The sequence below is a fragment of the Embleya sp. AB8 genome (genome assembly GCF_049739465.1).
GTDB lineage: Bacteria > Actinomycetota > Actinomycetes > Streptomycetales > Streptomycetaceae > Embleya.
Genome location: NZ_JBMHHY010000013.1, coordinates 144,904 through 171,299, shown reverse-complemented (window position 1 = coordinate 171,299; position 26,396 = coordinate 144,904). Strand labels below are relative to the sequence as shown.

20 protein-coding genes are annotated in these 26,396 nt (G+C 72.4%); 14 read left to right on the top strand and 6 right to left on the bottom strand.

Translation table 11 applies throughout. The annotated features are described in order from the left end of the window. Positions 1-122: 122 nt before the first annotated feature. From ABIA38_RS20805 to ABIA38_RS20775, 7 genes are all read left to right on the top strand, one after another. Complete coding sequence (locus ABIA38_RS20805) at positions 123-1,148, top strand: glycerophosphodiester phosphodiesterase (RefSeq protein ID WP_424640216.1); 1,026 nt, start codon at positions 123-125, stop codon at positions 1,146-1,148. Positions 1,149-1,290: 142 nt separating this feature from the next. Further along, positions 1,291-2,436 (top strand): NAD(P)/FAD-dependent oxidoreductase, encoded by a 1,146-nt coding sequence (locus ABIA38_RS20800; protein WP_424640215.1) that lies wholly within the window; start codon positions 1,291-1,293, stop codon positions 2,434-2,436. Next, a complete protein-coding gene (locus ABIA38_RS20795) occupies positions 2,433-2,720 on the top strand; it encodes a (2Fe-2S)-binding protein (protein WP_424640214.1) in 288 nt (95 codons plus the stop codon). The genes ABIA38_RS20800 and ABIA38_RS20795 overlap by 4 nt, the downstream gene beginning before the upstream one ends. Then, a complete protein-coding gene (locus tag ABIA38_RS20790; protein WP_424640213.1) occupies positions 2,717-4,030 on the top strand; it encodes an FAD-dependent oxidoreductase in 1,314 nt (437 codons plus the stop codon). Before ABIA38_RS20795 ends, ABIA38_RS20790 begins: the two co-directional genes overlap by 4 nt. Next, entirely contained in the window at positions 4,027-4,974 is a 948-nt protein-coding gene (locus ABIA38_RS20785; RefSeq protein ID WP_424640212.1) for a dihydrodipicolinate synthase family protein, read from the top strand. The genes ABIA38_RS20790 and ABIA38_RS20785 overlap by 4 nt, the downstream gene beginning before the upstream one ends. Then, positions 4,974-5,975, top strand: coding sequence for a proline racemase family protein (locus ABIA38_RS20780; protein ID WP_424640211.1), 1,002 nt, complete (start codon positions 4,974-4,976; stop codon positions 5,973-5,975). Before ABIA38_RS20785 ends, ABIA38_RS20780 begins: the two co-directional genes overlap by 1 nt. Before the next feature lie 159 nt (positions 5,976-6,134). After that, positions 6,135-6,818 (top strand): GntR family transcriptional regulator, encoded by a 684-nt coding sequence (locus tag ABIA38_RS20775; RefSeq protein ID WP_424640210.1) that lies wholly within the window; start codon positions 6,135-6,137, stop codon positions 6,816-6,818. Between the two features lie 73 nt (positions 6,819-6,891). On the opposite strand, the gene ABIA38_RS20770 is transcribed toward ABIA38_RS20775, so the two are convergent. Then, the gene (locus ABIA38_RS20770; RefSeq protein WP_424640209.1) at positions 6,892-8,163 is read right to left on the bottom strand and encodes an alpha/beta fold hydrolase; all 1,272 of its coding nucleotides are present in this window, start codon (positions 8,161-8,163) and stop codon (positions 6,892-6,894) included. 854 nt (positions 8,164-9,017) lie between these two features. Between ABIA38_RS20770 and ABIA38_RS20765 the strand changes: the two genes are divergently transcribed. Beyond that, a complete protein-coding gene (locus ABIA38_RS20765) occupies positions 9,018-10,148 on the top strand; it encodes a lactate 2-monooxygenase (RefSeq protein ID WP_424640339.1) in 1,131 nt (376 codons plus the stop codon). A 162-nt stretch (positions 10,149-10,310) separates the two neighbouring features. Continuing rightward, positions 10,311-11,492, top strand: coding sequence for a low temperature requirement protein A (locus ABIA38_RS20760; RefSeq protein WP_424640338.1), 1,182 nt, complete (start codon positions 10,311-10,313; stop codon positions 11,490-11,492). 37 nt (positions 11,493-11,529) lie between these two features. On the opposite strand, the gene ABIA38_RS20755 is transcribed toward ABIA38_RS20760, so the two are convergent. Next, entirely contained in the window at positions 11,530-12,036 is a 507-nt protein-coding gene (locus tag ABIA38_RS20755) for an Lrp/AsnC family transcriptional regulator (protein WP_424640208.1), read from the bottom strand. A 60-nt stretch (positions 12,037-12,096) separates the two neighbouring features. Between ABIA38_RS20755 and ABIA38_RS20750 the strand changes: the two genes are divergently transcribed. Beyond that, complete coding sequence (locus tag ABIA38_RS20750) at positions 12,097-13,419, top strand: trans-sulfuration enzyme family protein (protein WP_424640207.1); 1,323 nt, start codon at positions 12,097-12,099, stop codon at positions 13,417-13,419. 4 nt (positions 13,420-13,423) lie between these two features. Here ABIA38_RS20750 and ABIA38_RS20745 read toward each other — a convergent pair whose 3' ends face one another. Continuing rightward, positions 13,424-14,716: a M48 family metallopeptidase gene (locus ABIA38_RS20745; protein ID WP_424640206.1), complete on the bottom strand. Its 1,293-nt coding sequence runs from the start codon at positions 14,714-14,716 to the stop codon at positions 13,424-13,426. Positions 14,717-14,973: 257 nt separating this feature from the next. Between ABIA38_RS20745 and ABIA38_RS20740 the strand changes: the two genes are divergently transcribed. Then, complete coding sequence (locus tag ABIA38_RS20740) at positions 14,974-16,071, top strand: transporter substrate-binding domain-containing protein (protein ID WP_424640205.1); 1,098 nt, start codon at positions 14,974-14,976, stop codon at positions 16,069-16,071. 96 nt (positions 16,072-16,167) lie between these two features. Here the strand turns inward: ABIA38_RS20740 and ABIA38_RS20735 are convergent, their stop codons facing one another. Then, positions 16,168-17,298 (bottom strand): ADP-ribosylglycohydrolase family protein, encoded by a 1,131-nt coding sequence (locus tag ABIA38_RS20735; protein ID WP_424640204.1) that lies wholly within the window; start codon positions 17,296-17,298, stop codon positions 16,168-16,170. Positions 17,299-17,631: 333 nt separating this feature from the next. Between ABIA38_RS20735 and ABIA38_RS20730 the strand changes: the two genes are divergently transcribed. The 3 genes from ABIA38_RS20730 (at position 17,632) to ABIA38_RS20720 (ending at position 20,582) form a co-directional block, all read left to right on the top strand. After that, positions 17,632-18,165, top strand: coding sequence for a DUF6643 family protein (locus tag ABIA38_RS20730; RefSeq protein WP_424640203.1), 534 nt, complete (start codon positions 17,632-17,634; stop codon positions 18,163-18,165). Positions 18,166-18,295: 130 nt separating this feature from the next. After that, positions 18,296-19,108: an MOSC domain-containing protein gene (locus tag ABIA38_RS20725; RefSeq protein WP_424640202.1), complete on the top strand. Its 813-nt coding sequence runs from the start codon at positions 18,296-18,298 to the stop codon at positions 19,106-19,108. A 376-nt stretch (positions 19,109-19,484) separates the two neighbouring features. Further along, on the top strand, positions 19,485-20,582 hold the full coding sequence (locus ABIA38_RS20720) for an ABC transporter ATP-binding protein (RefSeq protein WP_424640201.1): 1,098 nt from the start codon (positions 19,485-19,487) through the stop codon (positions 20,580-20,582). 596 nt (positions 20,583-21,178) lie between these two features. On the opposite strand, the gene ABIA38_RS20715 is transcribed toward ABIA38_RS20720, so the two are convergent. Both ABIA38_RS20715 and ABIA38_RS20710 read right to left on the bottom strand, forming a co-directional pair. Continuing rightward, positions 21,179-23,368: a helix-hairpin-helix domain-containing protein gene (locus tag ABIA38_RS20715; RefSeq protein ID WP_424640337.1), complete on the bottom strand. Its 2,190-nt coding sequence runs from the start codon at positions 23,366-23,368 to the stop codon at positions 21,179-21,181. Positions 23,369-25,369: 2,001 nt separating this feature from the next. Continuing rightward, on the bottom strand, positions 25,370-26,350 hold the full coding sequence (locus tag ABIA38_RS20710; protein ID WP_424640200.1) for an aldo/keto reductase: 981 nt from the start codon (positions 26,348-26,350) through the stop codon (positions 25,370-25,372). Positions 26,351-26,396 lie beyond the last annotated feature (46 nt).

Below are 26,396 nucleotides of genomic sequence, written 5' to 3'. Positions count from 1 at the left end.
GGAGAACCAATGGGCGGTCATCGTCCACTTTCACACCATTCGCCACGCTCCGCATGTCGAGCGCCACTTTGCGTTACCACAGAATTCGAATGGCCGACCGACATTCCTTCTACGATGCCTCAATGCTCCTCGACCAATCCGGGCGCCGGGCCCCCCACCGGCGCACCGCCCAACGGATCGGCGTCTGGCTCGCCGGCCTGGGCCTCGTGCTCGGCGGCGTGCAGTTCCTGACCGCCGCCCAGGTGCAGAACGACGCCCGGTCCACGTTCTCCAGTACCGCGCTGATGACCCCGCCGCCACCCCCGGCGGCGGCCGCGCATCCACCGCGACAGACGATCGAGACCCTGCGCGGCGGATCCGCGATCGACGGCCGCAGCTATATCCGTGCCCCGGGTGCCCGGTTCACCGTGTTCGCCCATCGGGGTGCGCCGACGATCGCCCCGGAGAACACGCTGCCCTCGGACGAGGCGGCCCGCCGGTCCGGCGCGGACTGGATCGAGAACGACGTACAACCCAGCCTGGACGGCGTCCCGCACATCATGCACGACGCCACGGTGGATCGAACCACCGACGGGAAGGGGCGGATTCGCGATCTGACCGCCGCCCACCTGGCCACCCTCGACGCGGGCAAGTGGTTCCAGCCGAAGTTCGCCGGCACCCATGTGATGACGCTTCGTCAACAACTCGAGGATCTGCGTACGCGCGGCGGGCGGCTGCTCCTGGAGATCAAGAATCCGCAGTCCCGCGAGGAGATCGCCCGGATCATCCAGGAGGTGCGGACCAATGCGATGACCGGGCGGGTGTTCGTGCAGAGCTTCGATCGCGAGTCGTTGCGGATCACCCGCGACCTGGCCCCGGAGCTGCCGCTGGGCCTGCTCACCGACGAGGCCGAGCCCGATCCGGTGGCGGCGGCCCGGGAGTTGCGGCTGACCTCGTACAACGCGTCCTACCACCTGCTGGCCCAACGCCCGGAACTGGTGGGCCGGTTGCACGCGGCCGGCATCGCGGTGATGGCCTGGACCCCGGACGACGCCCGCGACTGGTCCGCGTTGCACAACGCGGGGGTGGACGGGGTGATCACCAACCGCACCGCCGACCTGGTCGCCTGGAACAACCAGCACACCGGCAAGCCGGCCGGCGGCCCCTGACCGGCCGGCTTGCCGGCGCCCGACCGAACGGCCCGCGCCCGACCGGGGACGAATCCCCCCGGATCGGGCGCGGGCCGCGTCGTTCCCGGACCGACCACGGGAAACCCTTTACGCCGCCGGGGCAATGTGACATTTTACCGACGTGAGCGAACTCCGTCCCAGTGATGTCGTGGTCATCGGCGCAGGCGTCGTGGGTGCCGCGTGTGCCCACTTCGCCGCCCGCGCCGGGTTGTCGGTGACCGTGCTCGACCGCGGCCCGGTCGCGGGCGGCACCACCGGCGCGGGCGAGGGAAACCTGCTCGTGTCGGACAAGAATCCCGGTCCCGAACTCTCCCTGGCCCTGCTCTCGCTCCGATTGTGGGCGGAACTGGCCCAGGAACGCCAGGACTTCGAATACGAGGCCAAGGGCGGCCTGATCGTCGCCCGAACCCGGGCCGAGGCGGACGCGATGGCCGCCACCGCCGCCGCCCAGCGCGACTGCGGGGTCACCGTGCACGCGGTCGACGCCGCACGACTGCCCGACTACGAGCCGCACCTGGCCCGCGATCTGCTCGCCGGTACGCACTATCCGCAGGACGCCCAGGTGCAACCCGCGCTGGCCGCGGCCGCGTTGTTGCGCTCGGGCGTACGGCTGCACACCGGGGTGACCGTCACCGGGTTCCTGCGCGGGCCCGGCGATCGGGTGCTCGGCGTGCGCACCTCACACGGGGACCTCGCGGCCGGCGCGGTGGTCAACGCGGCCGGCACCTGGTCCGGGGCGCTGGCCGCGCTGGCCGGGGTGTCCCTGCCGATCCTGCCGCGTCGGGGCTTCGTCCTGGTCACCGAGCCGCTGCCGCCGATCGTGCGGCACAAGGTCTACGCGGCGGCCTACGCGGGGGACGTGGCGAGCGACGAGGCGGAACTGGCCTCCTCGGCGGTGGTCGAGGGCACTGTGGCGGGCAACATCCTGATCGGCGCGAGCCGCGAACGGGTGGGCTTCGACGGCGCGTTCCCGGTGCCGGTGCTGCGCCGGCTGGCCGCGCAGGCGATCGAGCTGTTCCCGGTTCTGGCCGGCGCCTCGGTACTGCGCACCTACCGGGGGTTTCGCCCGTACTGCCCGGACCACCTGCCGGTGGTCGGCCTGGACCCACGCGCCCCCGGCCTACTGCACGCGTGCGGCCACGAGGGCGCCGGCGTCGGCCTGGCCCCGGCGACCGGCCTGCTCATCGCCCAAGCCCTGACCGGCGACCTCCCGGAACTGGACCCGACCCCTTTCGCCCCGACCCGCTTCGCGGAGGTGAGCGCATGACGCCCGATCCCGGGCCAACCCCTCCCGGCGTGGTCGACGCCGGGCGGTTCACGATGAGTGTGGACGGGCGTCGGATACCCGTCGAACCCGGCCAGACCGTCGGTGCCGCGATGCTCGCCGCCGGGATCCGGTCCTGGCGGACCACCCGCTTCGCGGCCGAGCCGCGTGGGCTGTTCTGCGGCATCGGGGTGTGCTTCGACTGCCTGGTCACCCTCAACGGCACACCGTCGCTGCGCGCCTGTCAGGTGACCGCCCACCCCGACGACGAGGTGACCACGACATGACCCACGACCTGGTCGTGATCGGCGCCGGCCCGGCCGGGCTGACCGCCGCCGTCACCGCCGCCCGATTCGGCCTGCGGGTCGCCGTGCTGGACGCGGGCCCCCGGGCGGGCGGCCAGTATCACCGACACCGCGCGGGCCGCCCCCCGGCCTGGCCGCCGCTGGCCCGGCTGCACACCGTCGAGCACCTGGCCGAACACCGCGTCTGGGCGGTCGAGCGCGCCGCCGAGCACTTCGTGGTGCACGCCGTGGCGGGCGAGCGGGACACCACCCCGGTGACCGTGCGCGGCCGCCGGCTGCTCCTGGCCACCGGCGCCTACGACCGGCAACTGCCCTTCCCCGGCTGGGACATCCCCGGTGTATTCACCGCCGGCGGCGCCCAGGCCCTGCTCAAGGGCAACGGCGTCGCCCCCGGCCGGACCGCGATCGTGGCGGGCACCGGTCCGTTCCTGCTGCCGGTGGCCATCGGCCTCGCGGACGCGGGGGTACGGGTGCGGGCCGTCCTGGAGGCGTCCCGGCCCAGCCCGCGCGCCGCCGCACTGGCCCCGCACAGCCCGGCCCGGGTGGCCGAGGCCGCCCGCTACGCCGCCGCGCTGGCCCGGCGGCGGATCCCGTACCGCACCGGCCGGGCCGTCGTCGCCGCGCACGGCGATCGGGCCGGGCTGACCTCGGTCACCGTGGCCCGCCTCGACGCCGACTGGCGCCCGGTGCTCGGCACCTCGACCGAACTGGCCTGCGACACCCTCGCGGTCGGCTACGGCTTCACCCCACAGCTCGAACTGGCCGGCCAACTCGGCTGCGCGAACACCGCGGACGGCTTCGTCGCGGTCGACGCCCGCCAGGCCACCGACCGACCCGACCTGTACGCCGCCGGCGAGAGCACCGGCGTCGGCGGCGCGCAACTGGCCGAGGTCGAGGGCGAATTGGCCGGCTACGCGATCGCCGACCGGACCCCGCCGCGCGCCCTGTTGCGCCGCCGAGCCCGGCTCACCCGGTTCGCCGCCGGGCTGCGCGCGCTCTACCCGGTCCGGCCGGGCTGGCTGTCCTGGTCCGACGCGCGCACCGTGGTGTGCCGCTGCGAGGAGGTGCCGCGCGGCCGGATCGAGGACGCGGTCCGGCTCGGCGCCGACGATCCGCGCTCGATCAAGCTGCTCACCCGCGCGGGCATGGGCTGGTGTCAGGGCCGGATGTGCGCCGAGGCCACCGCCTGCGTACTGGCCGAGGCACTGGGCCGACCGGTCGCCGCCGGCGCGCCGACTCGCCCGATCGCATTGCCCGTTCGTCTCGGAGATCTAGCCCAAGGAGCCCCATGAGTCCCACCGATCCGGTAGGCCCGACGAGTTCGCCCGCACCGGCCGCGGCACCACCCGCCGCCCGCGCGCCGTGGCACGGCGTCGTGGTGGCCACCGCGTTGCCCCTGCGCGAGGACCTGTCGGTGGACTTCGACGCGTACGCCGAACACGTGCGTTGGCTCGTGGACTCGGGCTGCGACGGGGTGTGTCCGAACGGCTCGCTCGGCGAGTACCAGTCGCTCACCCCGGAGGAACGTGCCCGCGTGGTCCGGGTCGCGGTCGACGCGGTGGGCGGCGACCGGGTGTTGCCCGGCGTCGCGGCGTACGGCGCGGCCGAGTCGCTGCGTTGGGCCGAACAGGCCGCCGAGGCGGGCGCGTCGGCGGTGATGTTGCTGCCGCCCAACGGCTACCGCGCGGACACCCGCGCGGTGTTCGACCACTACCGCACGGTGGCCCGCGCCGGGCTGCCGATCGTCGCGTACAACAATCCGTTCGATACGAAGGTCGATCTGACCCCCCGGCTGCTCGCCGACCTGTACGACGAGGGCCTGGTGGTCGGCGTCAAGGAGTTCACCGGAGACGTGCGTCGGGCCTACGAGGTGGCCGAACTCGCCCCCGGCTTCGATGTGTTGATCGGCAGCGACGACGTCGCCCTGGAGTTCGGCCTGGCCGGCGCGGTCGGCTGGATCGCGGGCTACGCCAACGTCTTCCCGCGCGCGAGCGTCGAGTTGTACAACGCGGCCGTCGGCGGCGACCTGCGCGGGGTGTTGCCGCTCTACCGGCTGTTGCATCCGCTCCTTCGCCTCGACTCGCGCACCGAGTTCGTGCAGTCGATCAAGCTGTCGATGGACCTGGCCGGCCTGCGGGGCGGTCCCTGTCGCGCGCCACGGTTGCCGCTGGCGCCCGAACTCGAGGCAGTGGTACGGGAATCCACTCAAAAGGCACTCGCGGAGGGACTGGCCTGATGCGCTCTCGCAACGTCTTCCACGCGGTCGACTCGCACACCGAGGGAATGCCGACCCGGGTGATCACCGGCGGGGTCGGAGTGTTGCCCGGCGCCACGATGGCCGAGCGGCGCGTGCACTTCATGACACATCTGGACCACCTGCGCACGCTGTTGATGTACGAGCCGCGCGGGCACGGCGCGATGAGCGGGGCGATCCTGCAACCGCCGACCCGCCCGGACGCGGACTACGGCGTGTTGTTCATCGAGGTGTCCGGATGTCTGCCGATGTGCGGACACGGCACCATCGGGGTGGCCACCGTCCTGGTCGAGACCGGCATGGTCGAGGTGGTCGAACCGGTCACCACCGTGCGCCTGGACACCCCCGCCGGCCTGGTGGTCGCCGACGTCGAGGTACGCGACGGCGCGGCCCGCTCGGTGACGCTGCGCAATGTGGCGGCATACGCCCACGAGTTGGACGCCACGGTGGATGTGCCCGGACTCGGCGCGGTCACCTACGACATGGCCTACGGCGGCAACTTCTACGCGATCCTGCCGATCGAGAAGGTCGGCCTGCCGTTCGATCGGGCCCACGGACAGCGCATCCTGGAGACCGGTCTGGCCGTCATGGCCGCGATCAACGAGCAGGCCCGGCCGGTGCATCCGACCGATCCGGACATCGCGGGCTGCCACCACGTGCAGTTCCTCGCCCCGGGCTCGGACGCCGCGCTGTCCCGCAACGCGATGGCCATCCACCCCGGCTGGTTCGATCGTTCGCCGTGCGGGACCGGAACCAGCGCGCGGATCGCGCAACTTGCCGCGCGCGGTGAGTTGACGGAGGGTCAGGTGTTCGTCAACGAGTCGTTCATCGGCACCCGCTTCCGCGGCCGGATCGTGGACCGGACGGTGGTCGGCGGGTATCCGGGGGTGATTCCCGAGATCACCGGACGGGCCTGGATCACCGCGACCGCGCAGTATCTCCTGGACCCCGAGGATCCCTTCCCGGCCGGATTCCGGCTGTGAACGCGGCCGATCGGCCGGGGTGTTCGGCGCGGGTGCGCAGCTTCGCGCCCGGGCTCCCCGGCCGATCGGCACCCTCACTCCCCGTGGTCGTCCATACGCACAGTTTCGATCCGGTCCCCGCGGTGACTGACCGTCAGTAACATGGTGGGAGGAGGCACCATGGACACGGGACACGGAGCGCTCGCGCTGCCGTCCTTCGACGATCGACCGATCCTGCGGGATCGGGTGGCACGAGAGCTGCGCGCGGCGTTGATCGCGGGTGAAATGCGCCCGGGTGTGGTCTATTCCGCGCCCGCGCTGGCCGCGCAGTTCGGCGTGTCGCCGACGCCGGTTCGCGAGGCGATGCTCGACCTGGCCAACGAGGGGTTGGTCGAGGCCGTACGCAACAAGGGATTTCGGGTCACCGAGCTGTCCGACCGGGAGTTGGACGAGTTCACCGAGGTCCGCGCGCTGATCGAGGTTCCGGTGGTGGCCCGGCTCGCGGGCGTGGTCACCCCGGAACGGCTCGCGGCGCTGCGGCCGGTCGCCGAGGAGATCGTCGCGGCGGCCGAGGTGGGCGACCTGATCAGGTACGTGGAGGCGGATCGGCGCTTCCACCTGTCGCTGCTCGCGTTGGCGGGCAACGAGCATCTGGTCCGGGTGGTCGGCGACCTGCGCAAACGCTCGCGCCTGTACGGCCTGTCCCGACTCGCGCGGAACGGGCGGCTGAGCGCGTCCGCCGCCGAGCACCTCGAACTCCTGGACGCGCTCGCCACCGGCGACCCGGCCCGGGCCGAGCAGGTGATGGCCCGTCACATCGGCCACGTACGCGGCCTGTGGGCGGCGCCGGAACAGCCGGGGTGACCGCCGGCCCGGGTGACCGGGACCGGCCCGCCCCCGATCCCGGGTGGGGATCGGGGGCGCGGTCGCGGGTGGCTCAGAGCTTGCCGGCGACCATGTCCATCAGGCGGTCCAGGACCGCGCCGCCCGAGGCGTTGGAGCCGTCGTGCTCCCACTCGTTGGTGACCCACGCGCGCACGTTGGCCACCTCGCGCGCGGTCTCCAGGGACAGGTCCGCGTCCACGTACATGTCGTCGAAGTAGACCGCCGCGGCGACCGGGACCGGGTTGCTCCGCAGCCGTTCCACGTCGTACAGCACCGGCCAGTCGTCGTGCCGCGCGAGCAGGTCGGCGGCCTCGCGGAACGGGCGCAGCGAGGCGAACTCCTCGAACATCCAGGAGTACATCATCTCGCCGGTGAACAGCAGCGGATCCGCACTCTCCGCGAACTCGGGCAGCCCGGCCCGCACCTTCTCCGCGGCCCACCCGGTGGCGACCTTGCCCTGCGCGTAGATCGGCTCCTGGAGCACCGCCCACAGGGGGTTGTCGGTCAGCGCGGTGGCGTGCATCACGGCGGTGCGGAAGGTGTCCGAGACGTGGTCGCCGTCCCACGCGTGGTCCAGCATCCAGTGCACCCGCTCGTAGCCGTCGCCCATGCCGAAGCAGGTGCCGAGGAACTGGAGCCGGCGGACGGTGAGTCGGTCGCCGTCGGGCAGTCGGACATCGTTGGCGGCCAGATGATCCGCGAGCAGCCGAATCCGCTCGACGTCGTCGGGGTAGCGCGCGTAGTACTCGGCGTTCTTGTCCCGCACCCGGGGGTAGGTGCGGTGGTAGACGTCCTCGGCGGTGACGTCGAGGCCGATCAGCCCGCCGGTGACGTAACAGGACTTGAGCCCCTCGGGCGCCTGGGAGAGATAGGCCAGCGTGATGAAGCCGCCATAGCTCTGCCCGAGCGTCTCCCACGGCTCGTCACCACACAGCTGACGGCGAATCAGCTCGGCATCGGCGACGATCGAGTCCGCGCGCATGTGGCGGAGCAGCTCGGCGAGTTCCTCGGGCGCGGTGGCCGCCGCCAGGCGCGGGGTGATCGGCGTGCTGCGCCCGGTGCCGCGCTGGTCCAGGAGCAGTACGCGGTGGGTACGCAGGGCGCGCTGCAGCCAGCCGGTGGCCCGGTTCGGCCGCGGCGACTCCCCGCCCGGTCCGCCCTGGAGGAAGCACAACCACGGCCGGTCCTGGTCCCGCGCGGTGGGATCGACCACCTCACGCGCGAAGACCTCGATCGTCGGCCCGTCGGGCCGCGAGTAATCGAGCGGAACGACGAAGGTGTGATCGGTGAGCGCCATCCCCGGGATCCGGGTGGTGCGGGTCATGCGGTTTCCTCCTCGGCGAGATTCTGTGTCGTGTGACATTTCACAGGACGAACAGGCCAACTGTCTCGCTTCCCGGGGAGGGAATCGAGGGCGTGGGCGGTCGACTTCACGGGGGCGTGTGGGTTTTGGGATGGTATGGGTCGGTTGGTCCGGGCGGGAGAGAGGGGTGGGGACGGCTCGGGGATGTGACTGCTCCGTGATTCGGCGCGCGGGAGGCCGGCCGGTCGGTCGGGGCCGGTCGAGGTGACCTGCGTCGGGGGCGTCGGGAGCATCGGGGGCGCGCTGATCGCGGTCGCCTCGATCCGAACCGGCGTCGTGCCGGGCTCGCGCCGTGCCAGGCTCGCGTCGTGCCGGGCCTGCGCCGTTCCGGGCTCGCGTCGTTCCGCGCCCGCGCCGCTCCGCTCGCGTCGTACCAGGCCCGCACCGCTCCGGGCCCGCGCCGCGCCCGGCCGGCGTCGCTCCCGGCCGGCGGCTCGGTCCGGACCATGTCGACGGCGAGGCGGAATCGTGCTCGGGGACGACTCTTTCGGCTCTTCCCGCGTGCGGCTCGGTACGGCATTGTCGGGGGTTCCCGTGGCCGTGCGGTTCGGTCCCGGTTCGTTGCGGCGGCCGGCGGCCGGCCGGCGGATCCCATTCGGCGAAAGGTGGCAGTCGTGGCCGATGGCCCCCGCTCCGCCGGCGACTCTCCCGCCGGCCCGGCCGACCCCGGCCCGCCCGATGGCGGTGCATCCGACGGCCGTCCACCCGATGCCGGTGTGCCCGACGCCGGCCCCCGCGACGCCGACCCGCCCGGCCCCGGTCCGGCCCCCGCCGGGCCCGCTCCCGCCGGTGCCTATGCCGCCTTTCAGGACTCGATCTATCTGGACGGGCTGCTGACCGGGGCGACTCCCGCCTACCCCACGGACGCGACCGCACTCGAGGCGGCGGCCGGTGAGCGGCTCGAACCGGGGCCGCGTGGCTACGTGTTGGGCGGCGCGGGCGGCGGGGCGACCATGCGGGCCAACCGCGAGGCGTTCGAGCGGCGGCGGATCGTCCCGCGCATGTTGCGCGACGTCGGCACCCGCGACCTGTCCTGCTCCGTACTCGGCGCCGAGTTGCCCGCCCCGCTGCTGCTCGGGCCGATCGGCGTGCAGTCCATCGTGCACCCCGAGGGCGAGTTGGCCACCGCCCGGGCCGCGGCCGAGTCGGGCCTGCCGATGGTGTTGAGTACGGCGTCGTCCTACCCCCTGGAGGAGGTCGCCGCCGCGTCCGGCGCCGGCACCCGCTGGTTCCAGCTCTACTGGCCGCGCGACGACGATGTGACGATCAGCCTGCTCGCCCGGGCCCGGGCGGCGGGCTACACCGCACTCGTGGTCACCCTGGACACCTGGTACCTGGGTTGGCGACCGAGCGACCTGGACCTGGCGTACCTGCCCTTCCTCCGGCACATCGGCATCGCCAACTACCTGAGCGATCCGGCCTTCCTGGCCGGCCTGAGCAGGCCGGTCGCGGCCGATCCGACGGCCGCGCTGGTGCACTGGGCCGCGATGTTCGCCGACCCCACCAAGACCTGGAGCGACCTGGCGTTCCTGCGCGAGAACTGGATCGGCCCGATCGTCGTCAAGGGTGTACTGCACCCCGACGACGCCCGCCGCGCCCGCGACGCCGGGCTCGACGGCGTCGTGGTGAGCAACCACGGCGGTCGCCAACTCGACGGCGCGGTGGCCGCGTTGGACGCGCTGCCCGCCGTGGTCGCGGCGGTCGGCGCGGAGCTGACGGTGCTCTTCGACAGCGGCGTACGCACCGGCGCCGACCTGCTCAAGGCACTCGCTCTCGGCGCCCGCGCGGTCCTCCTCGGCCGCCCGTACGTGTACGGCCTGGCCCTGGGCGGCGAGGCCGGCGTCCGGCACGTACTGCGGTGTCTGCTGGCCGAGTTCGACCTGTCCATGGCGCTGTCCGGACACACCCGGCCGACCGAGTTGCAGGCTTCCCTCCTCACCCCCTGACCGCGGCGCGGCCCACGCATCAGCCCGAATGCCCGGGCGAAATAGCCGGATTTGCCGGTCCTCTTCGGATACCCTCCGCATGATCCCGTCCGGAACGAGAGGACCAACCCCGTGAGCGACCCCGCGCGCCCCGCCGCCGGACCGCATGCCATCCTCCGGCGGATGACCTCGCGCGACACCGACGAGGCGCATCGCGCGTCCACGCCGTTGGAGCTGTTCTTCGACCTGACCTTCGTGGTCGCCGTCGCGCAGGCCGGCCGCCGACTGGTGCACTCGCTGGCCGAGGGGCATCCCGGGCACGGGCTCGTCGGATACCTGCTGGTGTTCTTCGCGATCTGGTGGGCGTGGGTCAACTTCACCTGGTTCGCCTCCGCGTACGACTGCGACGACCCGCTGTACCGGGTGGCCACCCTCGTCCAGATCACCGGCGTCCTGGTGCTCGCCGCCGGAGTGCCGCGCGCGTTCGACAACAACGATTACACGGTCGGCATCGTCGGCTACCTGATCATGCGCGTGGCGCTGACCTTCCAGTGGCTGCGCGCGGCCCACGACGACCTCGACCCGGCGGCCCGGCGCACCGCGCGACGCTACGCGTGCGGTCTGGTGTTGGTACAACTCGGCTGGGTGCTGCTGCTCGTACTCCCGCACGCCGCCTGGAAGTGGGGCGTCGCACCGCTGGCCATCGCCGAACTGGCGGTCCCCGCGATCGCCGAACGGGATCACCAGACCACGTGGCATCCGCATCACATCGCCGAACGTTACGGGTTGTTCACCATCATCATGCTCGGGGAGAGCGTGTCCGCCGCGACCGTCGCGATCCAGACCGCGATCGACGACGCGGCCGCACTGGACAAGTTGCTGCCGATCGCCGCCGGCGGGTTGTTGATCGTGTTCGCCGCCTACTGGATCTACTTCGCGGTGCCCATCCACGACTACCTCATCGGCAGTCGGCAGGCCTTTCTGTGGGGCTACGGCCACTACGCGATCTTCGCCTCCGCGGCGGCGGTCGGCGCCGGATTGGAGGTGAGCGTCGAACAGGCCGTGGGCCAGGCGCACATCTCCCGATTCGCCGCGGACGCGAGCGTCACGGTACCCGCCGCGCTGTTCCTGCTCGCCACCTGGACGCTGCACTCGCGCCACCACAAGCGTGGCCCGGCCCAGCAGGCGCTGCTGCCGACATCGGCCGCGCTGATCCTGCTCTGCACCTTCCTGGGCGCCGCGGCGGTACCGGTGGCCGGTGTCGTGGCGGCCCTGACGGTGGCGGTGGGGATCGTACTGGCCGCCCGGCAGGGCGAGGGCGACGTCCGGCCGAACGTGGGGCGGCGGTCCGGAACCGAGGGCTGAGCGGCGCGAGGGCAGGGAGGCGAGCGGTGAGCAACGACTAACCCGCCGTCAGGCGCCCTGCGGTGCCCGGTGGTTCGGGCGGCAGGAGCGGGCCGCCGGACCACTGCTGGAAGATCAACATGGTGTGCACCTGGGTGACCTCCGTGCGGGCCGTGAAGCCGTCCACGACCAGCCGTTGCAGTCCGGTCGCGTCGGCGACCGCGACATGTACGAGGAAGTCGTCGGGACCGGCGAGGTGGTAGAGCGCGCGGGTCTCCGGGAGTTTGAGTACGTGTCCCACGAACGGGTTGAGCACCACCCGGTGATGCGGCCGGACCCGTACCGCGAGCATCGCCTGCAACGGCCGGCCGAGCGCCGCCGCGTCCACGACCACCGTCGAGCCCTTCACCACCCCGGCCGAGCGCAGCCGGGCGACCCGATCCAGGCAGGTCGAGGGCGCTATGCCGACCTCGGCCGCGAGCGCCTTGTTGCTGATCCGGGCATCGTTCTGGAGCGAGCGAAGGATACCGAGATCGATCGGATCGAGGGCGATGGATTGGCTCATCGGGCGATGATAATTCGGCGTCGCGGCACATTCTCCGGCGGTCCGCGCAGGATGACGGCCATGGACCTCCATCTGCACCCGGATCCGCCCGCCTACCCCGCCTCGGCCCGCCCGCACAGTTTCGAGACCCGTGCGGTACACGCGGGCCGCGACGACCTCGCCGCCCTCGGTACGCACGCCGTGCCGATCGACCTGTCCACCACGTACCCGCTGCCGGACCTGCCCGCCGCCGCGCTCGCCCTGGACGCGTACGCGGAGGGCGAACTGCCCGACGGCTCACCGATCTACGGCCGACTGACCAATCCGACCGTGCGCCGCTTCGAGGACGCGCTGGCCGAGCTGGAGGGCTGCGCCGCCGCGGTCGCCTTCGCCAGCGGGATGGCGGCGGTGACCGCATGCCTGCTGGCCGCCGCCGCGCGCGGGCGACGCCATGTGGTCGCGGTACGGCCGCTGTACGGCACCACCGACCACCTGCTGGCCGGCGGGCTGCTGGGCACCGAGGTCACCTGGGTCGAACCGGACGGCGTGGCCCGGGCGTTGCGGCCGGACACCGGTCTGGTGATGGTGGAGACCCCGGCCAATCCGACGCTGGCCGAGCTGGACCTGGCCGACCTCGCGGCGCAGGCGGGCGACGTACCGCTGCTCGTGGACAACACGTTCGCCACGCCGGTGCTGCAACAACCCGCGAGGGCGGGGGCGCGGATGGTGCTGCACAGCGCGACCAAGTTCCTCGGCGGACACGGTGACGTGATGGGCGGCGTGGTCGCGTGCGACGAGGAATCGGCCAAGCTGCTGCGGCAGATCCGCTTTGCCACGGGCGCCCTGCTGCATCCGCTGGCGGGCTACCTGCTGCTGCGCGGCCTGGCCACCCTGCCGATCCGGGTCGCCAAGGCCTCCGCGTCCGCCGCGATCCTGGCCGAACGACTGGCCGCCCACCCGGCGGTCGAGCGGGTGCACTACCCGAGCATCGGCGGTGCCCTGGTGGCCTTCGAACCGGCCGGCGACCCGATGGCGCTGGTCGGCGCGCTGCGCCTGATCATCCCGGCGGTCAGCCTGGGCGGCATCGACACCCTGATCCAGCACCCGGCCTCGTTGACCCACCGCGTCATCGACGACGCGGCCCGGGAGGAGGGGGCGATCGGCGCGCGGCTGCTGCGGCTTTCGGTCGGGTTGGAGCATGTGGAGGACCTTTGGCGGGATTTGGCGGTGGGGTTGGCTCGGGGGGCGGAGGCGTCTTCTCCGGGGGCTTCCGCATCGGCGGGCCCGGCCGCGGCGGGCCCCGCTGCGGAGGACCCGGCTGCGGAGGACCCGACTGCGGAGGACCAGGCCCCGAGCGCCCTCGTGTCGATGCCTCCTCAGGGGCAGGTGTCGGAGCACGCCTGACCGGTCAGCCGACGTGGCCGCGGATGACTTCCTCGGCCAATCGGACACACGTGGGCGCGAGTTCGGCCTCTACGGCGGCGTTGCGCTCGGCATCGAGGCGGACGCTGCCCGGATATTGCTCGTCGTCGCCCAGCACACGCCGGCGCAGGTGGGTCGGCGGATGCCTACTGTCCACGCCGTGTCCGCGCAACACGCTCACCCGACGCAGGCGTTCGTACTCCCGCTCCGGAATGGCCTCGGCATGCGTCGCGAGGTTCGTCCACAGCTCCGCCCCGACCCGGTCGCGCGGCGCCGCCCGGCCCACCCGAGTGTTCGCCGCGACGACCTGTCGACGCAACTCGCCCGCGACGGACGAGCCGATCAGCAGACGATCCATCAGTTCGACGGCGGCCACGCTGGAACCGACCCGCGCGGCGGACCGATCGGCGAGGTATTCGGCATGCTGCGCGGCGCCGATCGTCACGTGGTCGAGCAGCACCAGCACTCCGTACACGGCCCATCTCGGCCCGAAGGCGAGCAGGTCGACCAGCCGCGCGCCCAAGCCCGGGCGCGGCGTCGGGGCGAGCAGGTAGTACCAGACGCGCAGCGAGTGCAGCGCGTTCCCGACGATGATGCCGTGTCGGTCGTCGCCGTGCGCGTAGTGCCCGAGTTCGTGGCCGAGCAGGGCAACCCGCTGCTGCGGTGTGGCGACCTGCCAGACCCCCAGACCCAGCCGGAGCATTCGCCGCTGTCGCAGGCCGTACCTGGTCACGCTCGCATTGAACTCGGCGTCGAACACGACGACATGCACTCCGCTGGTGCCCACGGCCGCCGCGATCTCGTCGATCACCGCGAACAGGGTTGGGGCATCGGCTCGTTCGAGCGTGGGGACGCCCCTGGGACGGCTGAGCAGTCGTGGTCGAAGGACGCAGGCCATGGCCAACAGCAGGACGCCGAGGACCGGTCCGAGGAACGTGCCCCAGCCGAGTACCAGGAGCAGCACCCCGCCGACGAGGAGCGCGACGGTGACGCCGTGCACGAGCAGGGCCAGGCCGTACGCGAGCGCCCGGTACGAACTCCGGGGCGGCCGGCCGGTGGCACCGGACCCGACCTCGATGAGCAGTTGCTCGCCGTAGCGATGTACGAGCCGCCGGCGCAGGGCGTCGATCCGCCCGGGCGCGGGTTCCGGCGCGCCGCCGGGGTCCACGTTCCAGTCGCACCGGGCACACCACGTCACGAACCGCGACTCCACCGGAACGCGCGCCCCACACTGCGGGCACTCCTCGAACTGCTCGGCTCCGTCCATGCGAAGATCCACGCTTCCTCCCCCGGCGACCCGTCCCCTGGGACCGCCTCGAACCAACCGGCGTGGAACGGCCGGCCAGGCAGGTTAGCGCTGGGCACCGAATGGATTGTTGCCCGGTGCCGGGCCGCACCGTGGTGACGGATCTCGGCGGCCCGGAACATCGTGGGGATTCCCCGCAGTTGGCCCGACTTCGTGCGGGTAGCGTCCCGAACAGGCCCAATCGGCCGAGCCGAGCGGTGTTCGGCGCCGCCTCCGGAAGGTGACGCGTCATGTTCGAGCACGCAGTCCGACCGAATCACCCGGCCGGCCCGCCACTTCGGGCCACCACCGACCGAATCGCCCGCCGGCTCGTCCGTCCATTGGCCCACCGATTCGCCCACCGGCGGGCCGCGTCGGCGCCCGCCGCGGTCGTCCTGACCGCGTTCGCGGTACTGGCCTCGTGTACCTCCACCCATCAGCCGAAACCCGGGCCCACCGCCGCGCCGAGCGCCCCCACCCCAACCGCGGCCGCCGCCGGCCCGTGCGGGAACCCGATCGCGAGCCTGCGTCCGCTGCCGGGGCCGCCGCGCGCCGCCGACTACCCGACCGACGGCTCGCTCGCCCGCATCCTGCAGAGGGGATACCTGACCGTCGGAATCGACCAGAGCACCTACCCGTTCGGCTACGCCGACGTGGCCGACCACAACCGGCTCAAGGGCTTCGACGTCGATCTCGCCCGGGAGATCGCCGCCGACCTGTTCGGCAGTGGCGACGCCGGCAGGCTGCGCTTTCGCGTACTGACGAACAACATCCGCGAACGGGAGGTGGCGGACGGCAAGGTGGACCTCGTGGCCAAGTCGGTCACCGTCAACTGCGGACGCCGGGCGCTGGTCGACTTCAGCTCGGTCTACTACGAGGCGGGACAGCGCGTCCTGGTCGTCCGGGACAGCCCGGCCGCCGCGGCCGACCACACCAAGGGCCTGGCCGGCCTGCCGATGGGTACCCGCCTCTGCACCGTGGGCAATACCACCGCCGCCGGCGCGGTACACGCGACGCCTACCCTGATCGCCGTCGCGGGCGACAGCTGGACGGACTGCCTGGTCCGCATCCAACAGGGCGAAGCCGACGGGGCGGTGGGCGACGACGCGATCATGGCCGGCCTCCAGACCCAGGACCGCCTCGTCCAGGTGGTCGGCCCCAGACTCTCCGAGGAGCCCTACGGCCTGGCGATCGCCAAGTCCAACCCCGACCTGGTCCGCTTCGTCAACGCCTGCCTGGAGCGCATCCGCCACGACGGAACCTGGACGAAGTTGTACGACACCTACTTGGCCCACATCCTCCCCGACACGGAAGCGGCCACGGCGCCGGAGGCGGTCTACCAGGACTGAGCGGTGCATTGGGGTGCTGTGCGATCCCGGAGCCGACCACTTCGGACGCCCGCCCGCGCCGACTCCGCGCCCACCCCGAATCCGGCTTCTCCGCGATCACCGCAGCGGCAGCTCGGCCCGGCTCACCGCGAGCGTCCGGCGGGCCAACTCACCGAGCACACACAGTTCTTGGCCCGGCAGCGCGGTCCTGACCCGAGTCGCCGCCAGGGACGGCCAGCCCGCCTCGGCACCGTGCCGAATCCCGGCAATCGAACCGGCCACCGGCGCGGTCGCCCGGATGTCCCAACCACCGCGCACCGTCAGGCCGATCTGCCGGCAGGGATCGCCATCGCCCCACAGCAGTCCGGCGACGATCAGGCACGCGTTCCCCACCGCGCCGCGCAGCCGCGCGTCCGTGCCGTGGCATCGATGCACCTCGGCCGCCGCCTGCTCCCAGGTCCGCCCTCGCGCGTACGCCACCAAAACATCCTGAACCGCCCGCGACAACCGCGAACCGACCGGGATATGCCGCAACGACACCCCGACCAGCTGCGCGGCATCCCGTGCGGAGAACGCCGCCGCCGCGAGCGCCGCACTCCACATCGCCGCGTACATCCCGTCCCCGGCGTGCGACACGACGGCGTCCTTACGCGCCAACCGAGCCGCTCGCCTGGGATCCCCCGGAGCCACGTACCCGTACAGGTCCCCCCGCACCATCGCCTCATCCGTACCGCCGAGCACCTCCGCGCCGGCGGCCGTCGCAGGCGGCAACGCCCCGTCGAGCAGGCGGAGATACGCGGCCTGCTCGGCGTCGCGCGAACGCAGGAACGGCAGGGTACGCAACCACATCTCCCCGACCTGCGCACTCGTAAAGCCCGGCCCGTACAACTCCAAGACGCGCAGGCTCAACACCGCCCGATCCACCGCGTCACTGCGATCCTCCGAACCGGCGCCGGCCGGCCGGCCCGCCTCATCCGGAATCCGGGCCGCCTCGTACGCCCCAAGGCACCGCCCGATCCAGCCCCCGTGAATCCGATCGAACAACGCGGCGCCGGGCGGCGGCGGATCAATGTCCCCGGCCACGGGAAGCAGGTCATCCACAAGCCGCAGGGCCGGGGCCGCGTCCGCGTCGGCCCGCACCCGACCTCGTCCATCGACGGGCCCGCTTTCGGGCACCCCACGCACCCCGGGCGCCTCCGGCGCCTCCGGTACCCCCGCCAGCTGCGGCTGCTCCGCGTCGTACCGCACGTGGTCCTCCCCCGGCCGAATGGGCAGGCCGGTACCGACCGGCGGGCGACGCTGCCCGGGACGTCGACGGGCCCGACATCCGGGGTCGATCGCGACTCCGGGTGACGCAGCCCGCTCGTACCGCATCATGCGCCGACCGGTTCGGGAAACGCCAGATGTCCGGCGCAGGGGATTCACCCGAAATGTGACGCACTATCACATGCCCTGCGCAGGCTGCGAAACTGCCCCGGCACAGGCCATTGGCAAGGCTTGACGAAGTTCAGACGCGACCCGCTGAAATTCGTCACGACCCAGGGGGTTCGCAAGCGCCGCGAATCGCGTACCTTATCGGCCATGACCTCGGCTCGCGCCTATGACGGCGGCATCTACTCGCCGTATTCGGAGACCCCGATCTACGACCGGCTGGTGGCCGAACGGGGCCGGCCGGAGATCGGCCCCTTCAACGTCCCCCTCCCGGACTTCGCCATGCACCCGCTGTTCGGCGAACGACCGGCGCTCCCCGCCCTCCCGGCGCTGCCCTCGTCGTACTCGCCGCCGGCTCCGGCGTACGGAGCCACGCACGGTTCGTCGGCCCCCGGCTACGGCTACAACACGCCGGCCCCGATGCCCGCGCTGCCCGCCCCGCTGCCGGTCCCCGCGCAGTACGGCGGCGCTCCGCAGTACGGCGCGGCGCAGTACAACAACGCGCACATGTCGGGTTACGCGTCGATGGCCCCGGCCGCGCCGCAGGCTCCGCAGCCGACCGTGCACCAGGCACCGCAGCCCGGCGCCGGGCAGTACGCCGCGCAGTACGTACAGCCGCCGCAGGTGCCCGCGCCGCGGGTGCCCAACATGGGCGAACCGGGTCAGTTCCCGCCCCGCTACTGATCCCCGCCGCCCGCGCGCAGGCCGAGTACCGAGTCGCTCCACCCGTACGTCCCGCGCAACCGTCCCGAGCCGGGCGGTTCGCGGCCGATCCCCCGTCGGCCTCCCCGGACCGACGTGAAACAGTGAACCCATGCACCACCTCGCCTCCTTGCACGTGTACCCGATCAAGTCCGCACGCGGTATCGACCTCTCCGAGGCCGTGGTCGAGCCGTGGGGTCTTGCCGGGGACCGGCGTTGGATGCTCGTGGATGCCACCGGACGGTTCGTCAGCCAGCGGAAGCACCCCCGACTCGCGACCGTGACGGTACGTCAGGAGGCGGCCGGCCGGCTGGCCGTGTCCGCGCCCTCGATGGGCACATTGTGGATCGAGCCGCCCGCCGAGGTCCGGCTCGTTCCGGTGACCGTGTGGAACGACGACGTCAAGGCCGCCCTCGGGCCCGACGACGCGCACGCGTGGTTCGGGGAACTGTTGGGCCTCGACGTGCAATTGGTCCATCTCGACGATCCGACCCGGCGAGTGCCCGACCAGCGGTTCGCGAACTCGTCCGATCGGGTGAGTTTTGCGGACGGGTTTCCGCTGCTGCTGACGACGACGGGTTCACTCGAAGCGTTGAACGCCGTCATCGATTCGCCGTTGCCGATGAACCGATTCCGGCCCAATGTCGTCGTGGCCGGGCCGGAGGGGTGGGCCGAGGATCGTTGGCGCCGGGTTCGGATCGGCGACGTCGTCTTCCGTGTGGCCAAGCCGTGTTCGCGCTGCGTGATCACCACGACCGACCAACTCACCGGCGAACGCGGCCCCGAGCCGCTCAGGGCACTCGGCAAGCATCGCCGGTTCGGCAAGAACCTGGTGTTCGGCCAGAACCTGATCCCCGAACTGCCGGGGCGCACGACCGGGGCGCTGCGGGTGGGCGATGCCTTCGAGGTCCTCGACGGCGGCTGAGGGGCCGGTCGGCCGAGGGCCCGGCTGGTGGCTCGGCCGGTGGCTCGGCTGACGGCTCGGCTGATGGCCCGGGATCGCGGCTGGCCGATTTCGGTGCCTGGCTGGTCGGGGGGTGGCCGACGGTGCCTGGCCGGTCGGGGGCTTGGCTGGTCGGGGGGTGGTCGCCGGTGCTTGGCCGGTTGGGGGCTTGGCCGGTCGGGGGCCGGTCGGGGTGGTGCCGCGCACGCGGCCGGGCCCACTTGGCGCAGGGGTGTCACCCACGTGAGTGACACCGTCCGCGCGCCCCGACGCCACGCCCTCGTCCGCCCGACACGCTGATGCCCCCACTACCTCGGACCGTCCGGCACGTCCCTGCCGGGTGAGGGGACACGACGCCATGGCCACCGTCACGTTCGACCGGGCCACCCGCCGGTACACCAAGGGCGACAACCCCGCCGTCGACCAGCTCTCGCTGGACATCGGCGACGGCGAATTCCTGGTCCTGGTGGGCCCGTCCGGCTCCGGCAAGAGCACCGCTCTCCGGATGCTCGCGGGCCTGGAGGACGTGGACTCGGGCACGATCCGCATCGGCGACCGCGATGTCACCAACCTCGAACCCAAAGAGCGCGACATCGCGATGGTGTTCCAGAACTACGCGCTCTACCCGCACATGACGGTGGCCGAGAACATGGCCTTCGCGCTCAAGATCGCACACCAGTCGAAGGACGAGATCGCCCGCCGGGTCACCGAGGCCGCGAAGATCCTCGACCTCACCGAGTACCTCGACCGCAAGCCGAAGGCCCTGTCCGGCGGCCAGCGCCAACGCGTCGCGATGGGCCGCGCGATCGTCCGCGAGCCGCGGGTCTTCCTGATGGACGAGCCGCTGTCCAACCTCGACGCCAAGCTCCGCGTCCAGACCCGCATCCAAATCGCGGGCCTACAGCGGCGGTTGGGTACCACCACGGTCTACGTGACGCACGATCAGGTCGAGGCGATGACGATGGGCGACCGCGTCGCCGTACTCAAGGACGGCATCCTCCAGCAGGTCGCCACGCCGCGCCAAATGTACGAGCGCCCGATCAACGTGTTCGTCGCCGGCTTCATCGGCTCACCCTCGATGAACCTGATCGACACCGAACCGACGGAGGACGGCATCCGGTTCGGCGACGCCCTGATCCCGCTCACCCGCGAGGCGCACGCCACCGCCCGCGCCGAACACGCCGACCACATCACGGTGGGCATCCGCCCCGAACACCTCGAGGTCACCTCCGGCACCGGGGCTCGGGGTCTGCCGATCACGGTGGACGTGGTCGAGGAACTCGGCTCCGACGCCTACGTGTACGGCACGGCGGAGGTCGCCGGCAACCCGACCACCCTGGTCGTCCGCGTACCCGGCGACCGCGTCCCGCACAAGGGCGAAACCCTCCACCTGACCCCGCGTACCGACGAGATCCACAAATTCTCGAAGTCCACCGGCGAACGCCTCACCGACTGAGGCCCCACCCAGGCCACCCGAACACCCGAGCGAAAGCGGGCGGTCACGCCCATAACCACCGCGCGCGACAGGCCACGCGGGCCCGCCCGCGTGGCCCTCAGCGGGGGTAGTCGCGAACAAAAGCCATGAACTCCCCTGGCCCGCAGACTCCGACGCCCGGCGCACCATCAAGGGCTGGGCCGGAAGGGGCAGTTACGTCCGAGCCACCACGGCAGCCAGAGCGAGGCCGGCCGGCGTCGACGCGGCTTCGCGTGGTGAGTGCCACCGGGCGGAAACGCAACGAACGTCCTTCGCCCGAACGAACGCCCTTCGCCCGCAGGCTCCGATGCTCCGCGAACTACCGAGCAACGGGGCGGAAGCCACCCCCGGCCGCCGCAGCGGCCACGCGGGGCCGGCGCGCCGGCGTCGACGATCGAGGCGGGCGTCCACCACGCGTGACACCCGACGCCGGCCGCGAACTCGCGTCGTCCGCAGGCTTCTTCGACGTCCGGCGAACCACCGAGTGGCGGACGGCGGCGAGGAGTCGTATCCCGGCCACCGCCCGCCATCTCGTGTCGAACCCCGCGTCCATCCGTCGGATGGTGGGTGGCCTCCGATCAGCGCGCCGCCTCGCGCAATGCCTGCTGCAGGTGGGTCGTTCGGTGCCGGGTCGGATCGGCGGCCACCGCGGCGGCCAGTGCCGGGCCGGCCGCGTGCACGATCGAGACGTGCCGTTCGCCACGGGTGACGAGGGTGTACATGAGGGCCCGGGTATACGCGTCGGCGCCCTCGGCCGGGAGTACGACCACCGCGCCCGGACGCCGAACTCCCAAGGACTGACGAGCCGTCAAGGCCCAGCCGTGGCGCAGCTCGGCACGCTGTACCGGCTCGGGGGCGGCGGCTCCGAAGCCGACCACCACCCGGCCGTCCGAAAGCACGTCGCGGACAACTCCCCGCACCACACCACCACTCGGGTCCGGGGTGGCCCGGATGACGCAGTCCCCGACGTCGATGGCTCCCGTGGCCCCGGCATCCTCGGGACCCGTCGAACTCCCGGCCCCGGGGCCCGGGTTGAGTCGTGCCTTGAGCGCCGCGTTGAGGGCCGTCGCACCTGCGGGGCCGGTGGCGAGCGGAGCGACGACCAGTACGTCCCGCGCCGGGATACCGATCGCGCGCGGAATCGAGTCGGCAACCAGCTGGGCGCAGCGGTGGGCGGCCTCCTCGCCGGTCTGGGCCGGGATCAGTACGACGCGGCGTTCCGGGTCCTGAATCGGCGGCAGCCGCCCGTCCCGGATGCCGTCGGCGAGCGCTTCGAGCGGGCCTTCGGGGACGGTGGGCGCGACCAGTGCGCGGATCGTACCGGTGGCCGCGAGGTCCGTGAACACCCGTCCCGGGCCGGTCGATTCGAGGCCGGCCGGGTCCCCGGCGAGGAGAAGCCGGGCACCGTCGGGTACGGCCTCGAGGATCGCCGCGGCGGCCGTGACATCGAGCAGGGTCGCGTCGGTGACGATCAGGAGGTCGAGTTCGAGGGTGCCGTCCGGGCCACGGTCCAGCGCGGCGAGTTCACGCAGCCCGATGGCACCGGCAGCGAGACGGTCACGACCGTCGAGGGTCGGGGCAACGACGGCCACTCGCAGGCCGGCTTCCCGGGCGTTCGCGGCAACGGCCAGGATCGCGGCCGGCGGCTCCTCGCCGGGGCCTGCGGCGTACAACACCACGCCGGTCGTGGCCAATGCCCGACCGAGCCTGGTGTCCCCGGTCTCGGGCCACGGTTCAACCGTCGACATCAGCCGAACGACCGCCTCGGCGATGGCCTCCTCGGCCAGGGCGTAATCGTCGAGCGCGAGCAATACCCCACCAGCCGCGGCAAGTTCGTCGTCACCGTCACCATCACCGTCACCGCCGTCACCGTCCTCATCGAGATCCGGCTCGAAGTCGCCGCCCGGCTCGCCGACTTCCTCGCCGAGGCCCTCCGGCGCGGCGGCAAAGGCCATCACCCGCCCCTCGGCGAGTATGGCCCGCAGCGCGGTATCGGGATCGCCAACCTCGAAGTGCGCCAACGCCGCACGAGCGGCATCGGCCTCGATCGCGGTATCCCCCTGCCGAGCGGCCCGCCGCAACAGCCACAACACGATCGCCCGCACCCGACGCGGATCGTCGGCGGCCCACCCGCCGCGCAACGCCCCACGCGCGAACAGGTCGGCCTGCTGCGGCGCCACGCCCGACACCGCAAGCAGGCCCCACGGGTCCCCGGCGAGCACCTCCGCCGCGTCCCCGCCAAGCGCCGTGGCAACCCGAGGAGCCAGCCACTCGGGCGCGCCGGCAGCAAGAAGAAGCCGAGCAACCTCCGCTACGACGTCGGCATACGCCCGCCGGCCCACGTCCGGCCCGTCGGGTGCTGCGGGTGCTGCGGGTACTGCGGGTACTGCGGGTACTGCGGGTACTGCGGGTGCGCCCGGCGCGTGCGGAGCGTCCGGTGCAACCACCGTCGGCACACCACGCGGCCCCTGCGCACTTCCTACGCCCGGCCCCACCCAGCCACTGCCGTCAAGCCCCACACCACCCGGCGAACTCGTCCCGGTCCCGGTCCGGGTGCCGGTGCCGGTCCCGGTCTCGGTGCCAGTCCGGGTGCCGGTGCCGGTGCCAGCAGGGTCAACCCGCGCTCGCGCTCCACCCCTTGATGACCACCGCTCTCCACCAAGAGCACCGCTCTCCCCTCCCTCCGGCGGCACGCTCGCCCGGCCACCTGGCGATCCCCCGAGAGCACCGCTCTCTCCATCCGGATCCGGCACGGAACCGCGACCCATCGCGTCCTCTCGACCTCCCACGCCGCCAGGCTCCGAGCCGACGAGAGCACCGCTCTCGGTATCCGGGTCACCGGTTGCACCAGCATCGATCGGACCGACGGAAGCACCGCTCTCGCTCGCGGGCCTCGGCTCGGCAGCGGACGCGGCGAGAGCAGTGCTCTCGGTCGCTGGTTTCGGGCTGGCGGCTTGCCCAGCGAGAGCAGTGCTCTCGCCTACCGGCTTCTCCACCGGCTTCTCTACCGGCTTGCCCACCGGCTTCTCTACCGGCGTCTGCCCGGCGGCCGATGCGGCGAGAGCAGTGCTCTCGGTTGTTGATCCCGGCGTGGCGGGCCTGATGGCCGGCGAAGGAACGTGAGCGGTGCTCTCGGTGACTTGAGCGGCGGATTCGGCGGATTCAGCGAATCCGGCGGGATCGGACGCGTCCGCGAGAGCGGTGCTCTCGGCGTCTGATTGCGACGGGGTGGCCGTACGTGGTCGGTAGGCGAGAGCACTGCTCTCGGCGTCCGGTTGTGCTCGGGCGGTCGTCTGTGGTCGGTCGGCGAGAGCGGTGCTCTCGGCGTCTGGCTGCGGTGCGGTGGCCGCCTGTGGCCGACTGGGGAGAGCGGTGCTCTCGGCGTCTGGGCTGAGTTGGTCCTTGGTGCCCGCCTGGATTTCGAGAGCGGTGCTCTTGTCGGGGAGCGGTGCTCTCGTGGTGAGGGGTTCGCTCGCGGGCTGCTTCTCGTGAGGCGTCTCGGCTTCGGAGGTCGAGGGCGCCACCGGGTGAGCCTCGTCTTTCGTGGGCTCCGCGTTGGCGGTCGGCGGGTTTGCCGGTAGGCCTTGCGACTCGGCTTCGGCGGCAGCCAAAGCTGCGGCCTCGGCGGCCTCGGCGGCTTCTGCGGCCAGGGCCGTGCGTCTGCGGGCGCGCTCGGCACGGTCCGGGTCGGGGGGTTCGATGTGGGCTACGCCACCTACGACCGTTGGGGCCTCGCCGCGGGCCAGTCTGGTGAGTTGGTCGCGCAACAGGGCCACCGGGTCGGGCTTTTGGTGGGCCTTGGTGGGCTTCGGCGGTTCGGGCTCCTGGTTGGTGGGGGCCGGGTCGGCGGCTTTTGGTGATGTTGGGGTGGCGGGATCCCGTGGCTCGCCGCCCTGGCGCTTGGCTGCGCCTTCCGTACCGCCGCCGTTCACGCCCGTACCGCCACCCACACTCATGTCAGCCACACCCGACCCAGACTCGTTCCTCGAACACCCCGAAATACCACCGGCCCGCCGGCCGGCGTTGCCGACCCTTGCCGGGATCGATGGTCCCAAACTGCCGTATTCGGCCTCTTGATGCCTTTCGCCGCACCGGAACGTGCGTTCTTCGCGGAGACGAGGCGGGACCGGCCGACCCGGGGATACGTCGGCCGCCGACCAGCCAACCAGGGCGGACCGACACGGGAGGGGTTGGTGTACCCGCCCGCTCCACCCGTTGCGGCCGGCTTGGACGCTGCGGTTCTCGAGGCACCGGGCCGCCTGCTCCGGCCTCGTGGCCTGGCTACGGTCTCGACCCGGGCCCACCGCCGATTCGCTTCGGCTGCGATCCGACCCGGCCACCCGCTCGCCGCACTTGCGACCCGGGCCACCGGGCACGCGCCACACGGCACCGTCGCGACGCTGGCCCACCCCCGACTCGCTTCGCCTGCCATCCGAGCCGGGCCACTCGCTCGCTGCACCTGCGACCCTGGCCACCCGGCACCCGGCACCGTCTCGACCCGCGCCCACCCCCGGCTGCACTTGCGACACGGCTCCCTTGCACCCCCGGCCCGCCCGCGCTCGCCCCGGCGACCCACGCCCCCGACACGGCCACCGTCTCGATTCGGGCCCACCCCACTCGCTGTGCTCGCGACCCAGGCATTCCGGCCCCGGCCCCGACCCCGGCCCCGCGACGACCCAGCGACGACCCTCGTGGCCGCGGCTGCCCTTTCGACTCGGGCCCTTTCGACTCGGGCCCCTGCGGCTCGGACCCCGCCCCCGGCTCGGCCCCTATGCCTGGCTCCAGTCGTGGTCCGGGTAGCCGGTCATCGGTTGGGATACGTCTTCCAGTGCCGTGCGGATTTCGGTGGGCAGGACGACCGACTCCGCGGCCAGGGACGCGCGCAGCTGGGCCGCGTTGCGGGCGCCGACGATGGGGGCCACCACTCCCGGGCGGTCGCGGACCCAGGACAGGGCCACCTCGATCGGGGCCGCGCCCAGGCCGTCGGCGGCGGTGGCCAGGGCGTCGACGATGCGGCGCGAGTGGTCGTCCAGGTACGGCGCGATGAAGGGGCCCATGTGGGCCGACGCGCCTCGGGAGTCGGCGGGCATCGAGTGTCGGTATTTGCCGGTGAGCACGCCCCGGCCCAGCGGCGACCACGGGAGCAGGCCCACGCCCAGGTCCAGAGCGGCGGGCAACACCTCACGTTCGATGCCGCGTTGGAGCAGCGAGTACTCCATCTGCGTGCTGGCCACCACCACCCGGCCCGGGGCCGCCGCCTGCCAGGTCGCCGCCTTCGCCAGTTGCCAGCCGCAGAAGTTGGAGACCCCCACGTAGCGGGCCCGCCCGCTGGTGACCGCGAGGTCGAGCGCGTGCAAGGTCTCCTCCAGCGGCGTCGACGGGTCGTACGCGTGCAATTGCCACAGGTCGACGTGGTCGGTACCGAGCCGGGCCAGCGAGTGGTCGAGCGCCTGGAGCAGGTGGCCGCGCGAGCCGTCGAAGCGGCGTTCGCTGTACGGCACGCTCGCCGCCTTGGTCGCGATGACCAGCTCCGAGCGCGGGATGTACCCGTCCAGGAGTCGGCCGATCATGTACTCGGCCTCACCGTCCGCGTACACGTCGGCCGTGTCCACGAGGTTGCCGCCGGCGTCCAGATATGCCTTCATCTGGTCCGCCGCGTCGTGCTCGTCCGTGTCTCGACCCCACGTCATGGTGCCCAGCCCCATGCGGGCGACCCGCAGGCCGGTGCGGCCGAGATGTCGCTGCTCCATGGCACCGGAGACTAGCCGTTCCCCCACCCGTGCCGCCGTTGGCGGG

Bases quoted from the DNA above. Each gene is read 5' to 3' on its own strand.
- ABIA38_RS20785 (WP_424640212.1), top strand. From the start codon at position 4,027: ATGAGTCCCACCGATCCGGTAGGCCCGACGAGTTCGCCCGCACCGGCC.
- ABIA38_RS20795 (WP_424640214.1), top strand. From the start codon at position 2,433: ATGACGCCCGATCCCGGGCCAACCCCTCCCGGCGTGGTCGACGCCGGG.
- ABIA38_RS20750 (WP_424640207.1), top strand. From the start codon at position 12,097: ATGGACCTCCATCTGCACCCGGATCCGCCCGCCTACCCCGCCTCGGCC.
- ABIA38_RS20805 (WP_424640216.1), top strand. From the start codon at position 123: ATGCTCCTCGACCAATCCGGGCGCCGGGCCCCCCACCGGCGCACCGCC.
- ABIA38_RS20755 (WP_424640208.1), bottom strand. From the start codon at position 12,036: ATGAGCCAATCCATCGCCCTCGATCCGATCGATCTCGGTATCCTTCGC.
- ABIA38_RS20730 (WP_424640203.1), top strand. From the start codon at position 17,632: ATGACCTCGGCTCGCGCCTATGACGGCGGCATCTACTCGCCGTATTCG.
- ABIA38_RS20720 (WP_424640201.1), top strand. From the start codon at position 19,485: ATGGCCACCGTCACGTTCGACCGGGCCACCCGCCGGTACACCAAGGGC.
- ABIA38_RS20770 (WP_424640209.1), bottom strand. From the start codon at position 8,163: ATGACCCGCACCACCCGGATCCCGGGGATGGCGCTCACCGATCACACC.
- ABIA38_RS20710 (WP_424640200.1), bottom strand. From the start codon at position 26,350: ATGGAGCAGCGACATCTCGGCCGCACCGGCCTGCGGGTCGCCCGCATG.
- ABIA38_RS20790 (WP_424640213.1), top strand. From the start codon at position 2,717: ATGACCCACGACCTGGTCGTGATCGGCGCCGGCCCGGCCGGGCTGACC.
- ABIA38_RS20740 (WP_424640205.1), top strand. From the start codon at position 14,974: ATGTTCGAGCACGCAGTCCGACCGAATCACCCGGCCGGCCCGCCACTT.
- ABIA38_RS20715 (WP_424640337.1), bottom strand. From the start codon at position 23,368: ATGGGTCGCGGTTCCGTGCCGGATCCGGATGGAGAGAGCGGTGCTCTC.
- ABIA38_RS20775 (WP_424640210.1), top strand. From the start codon at position 6,135: ATGGACACGGGACACGGAGCGCTCGCGCTGCCGTCCTTCGACGATCGA.
- ABIA38_RS20725 (WP_424640202.1), top strand. From the start codon at position 18,296: ATGCACCACCTCGCCTCCTTGCACGTGTACCCGATCAAGTCCGCACGC.
- ABIA38_RS20780 (WP_424640211.1), top strand. From the start codon at position 4,974: ATGCGCTCTCGCAACGTCTTCCACGCGGTCGACTCGCACACCGAGGGA.
- ABIA38_RS20760 (WP_424640338.1), top strand. From the start codon at position 10,311: ATGACCTCGCGCGACACCGACGAGGCGCATCGCGCGTCCACGCCGTTG.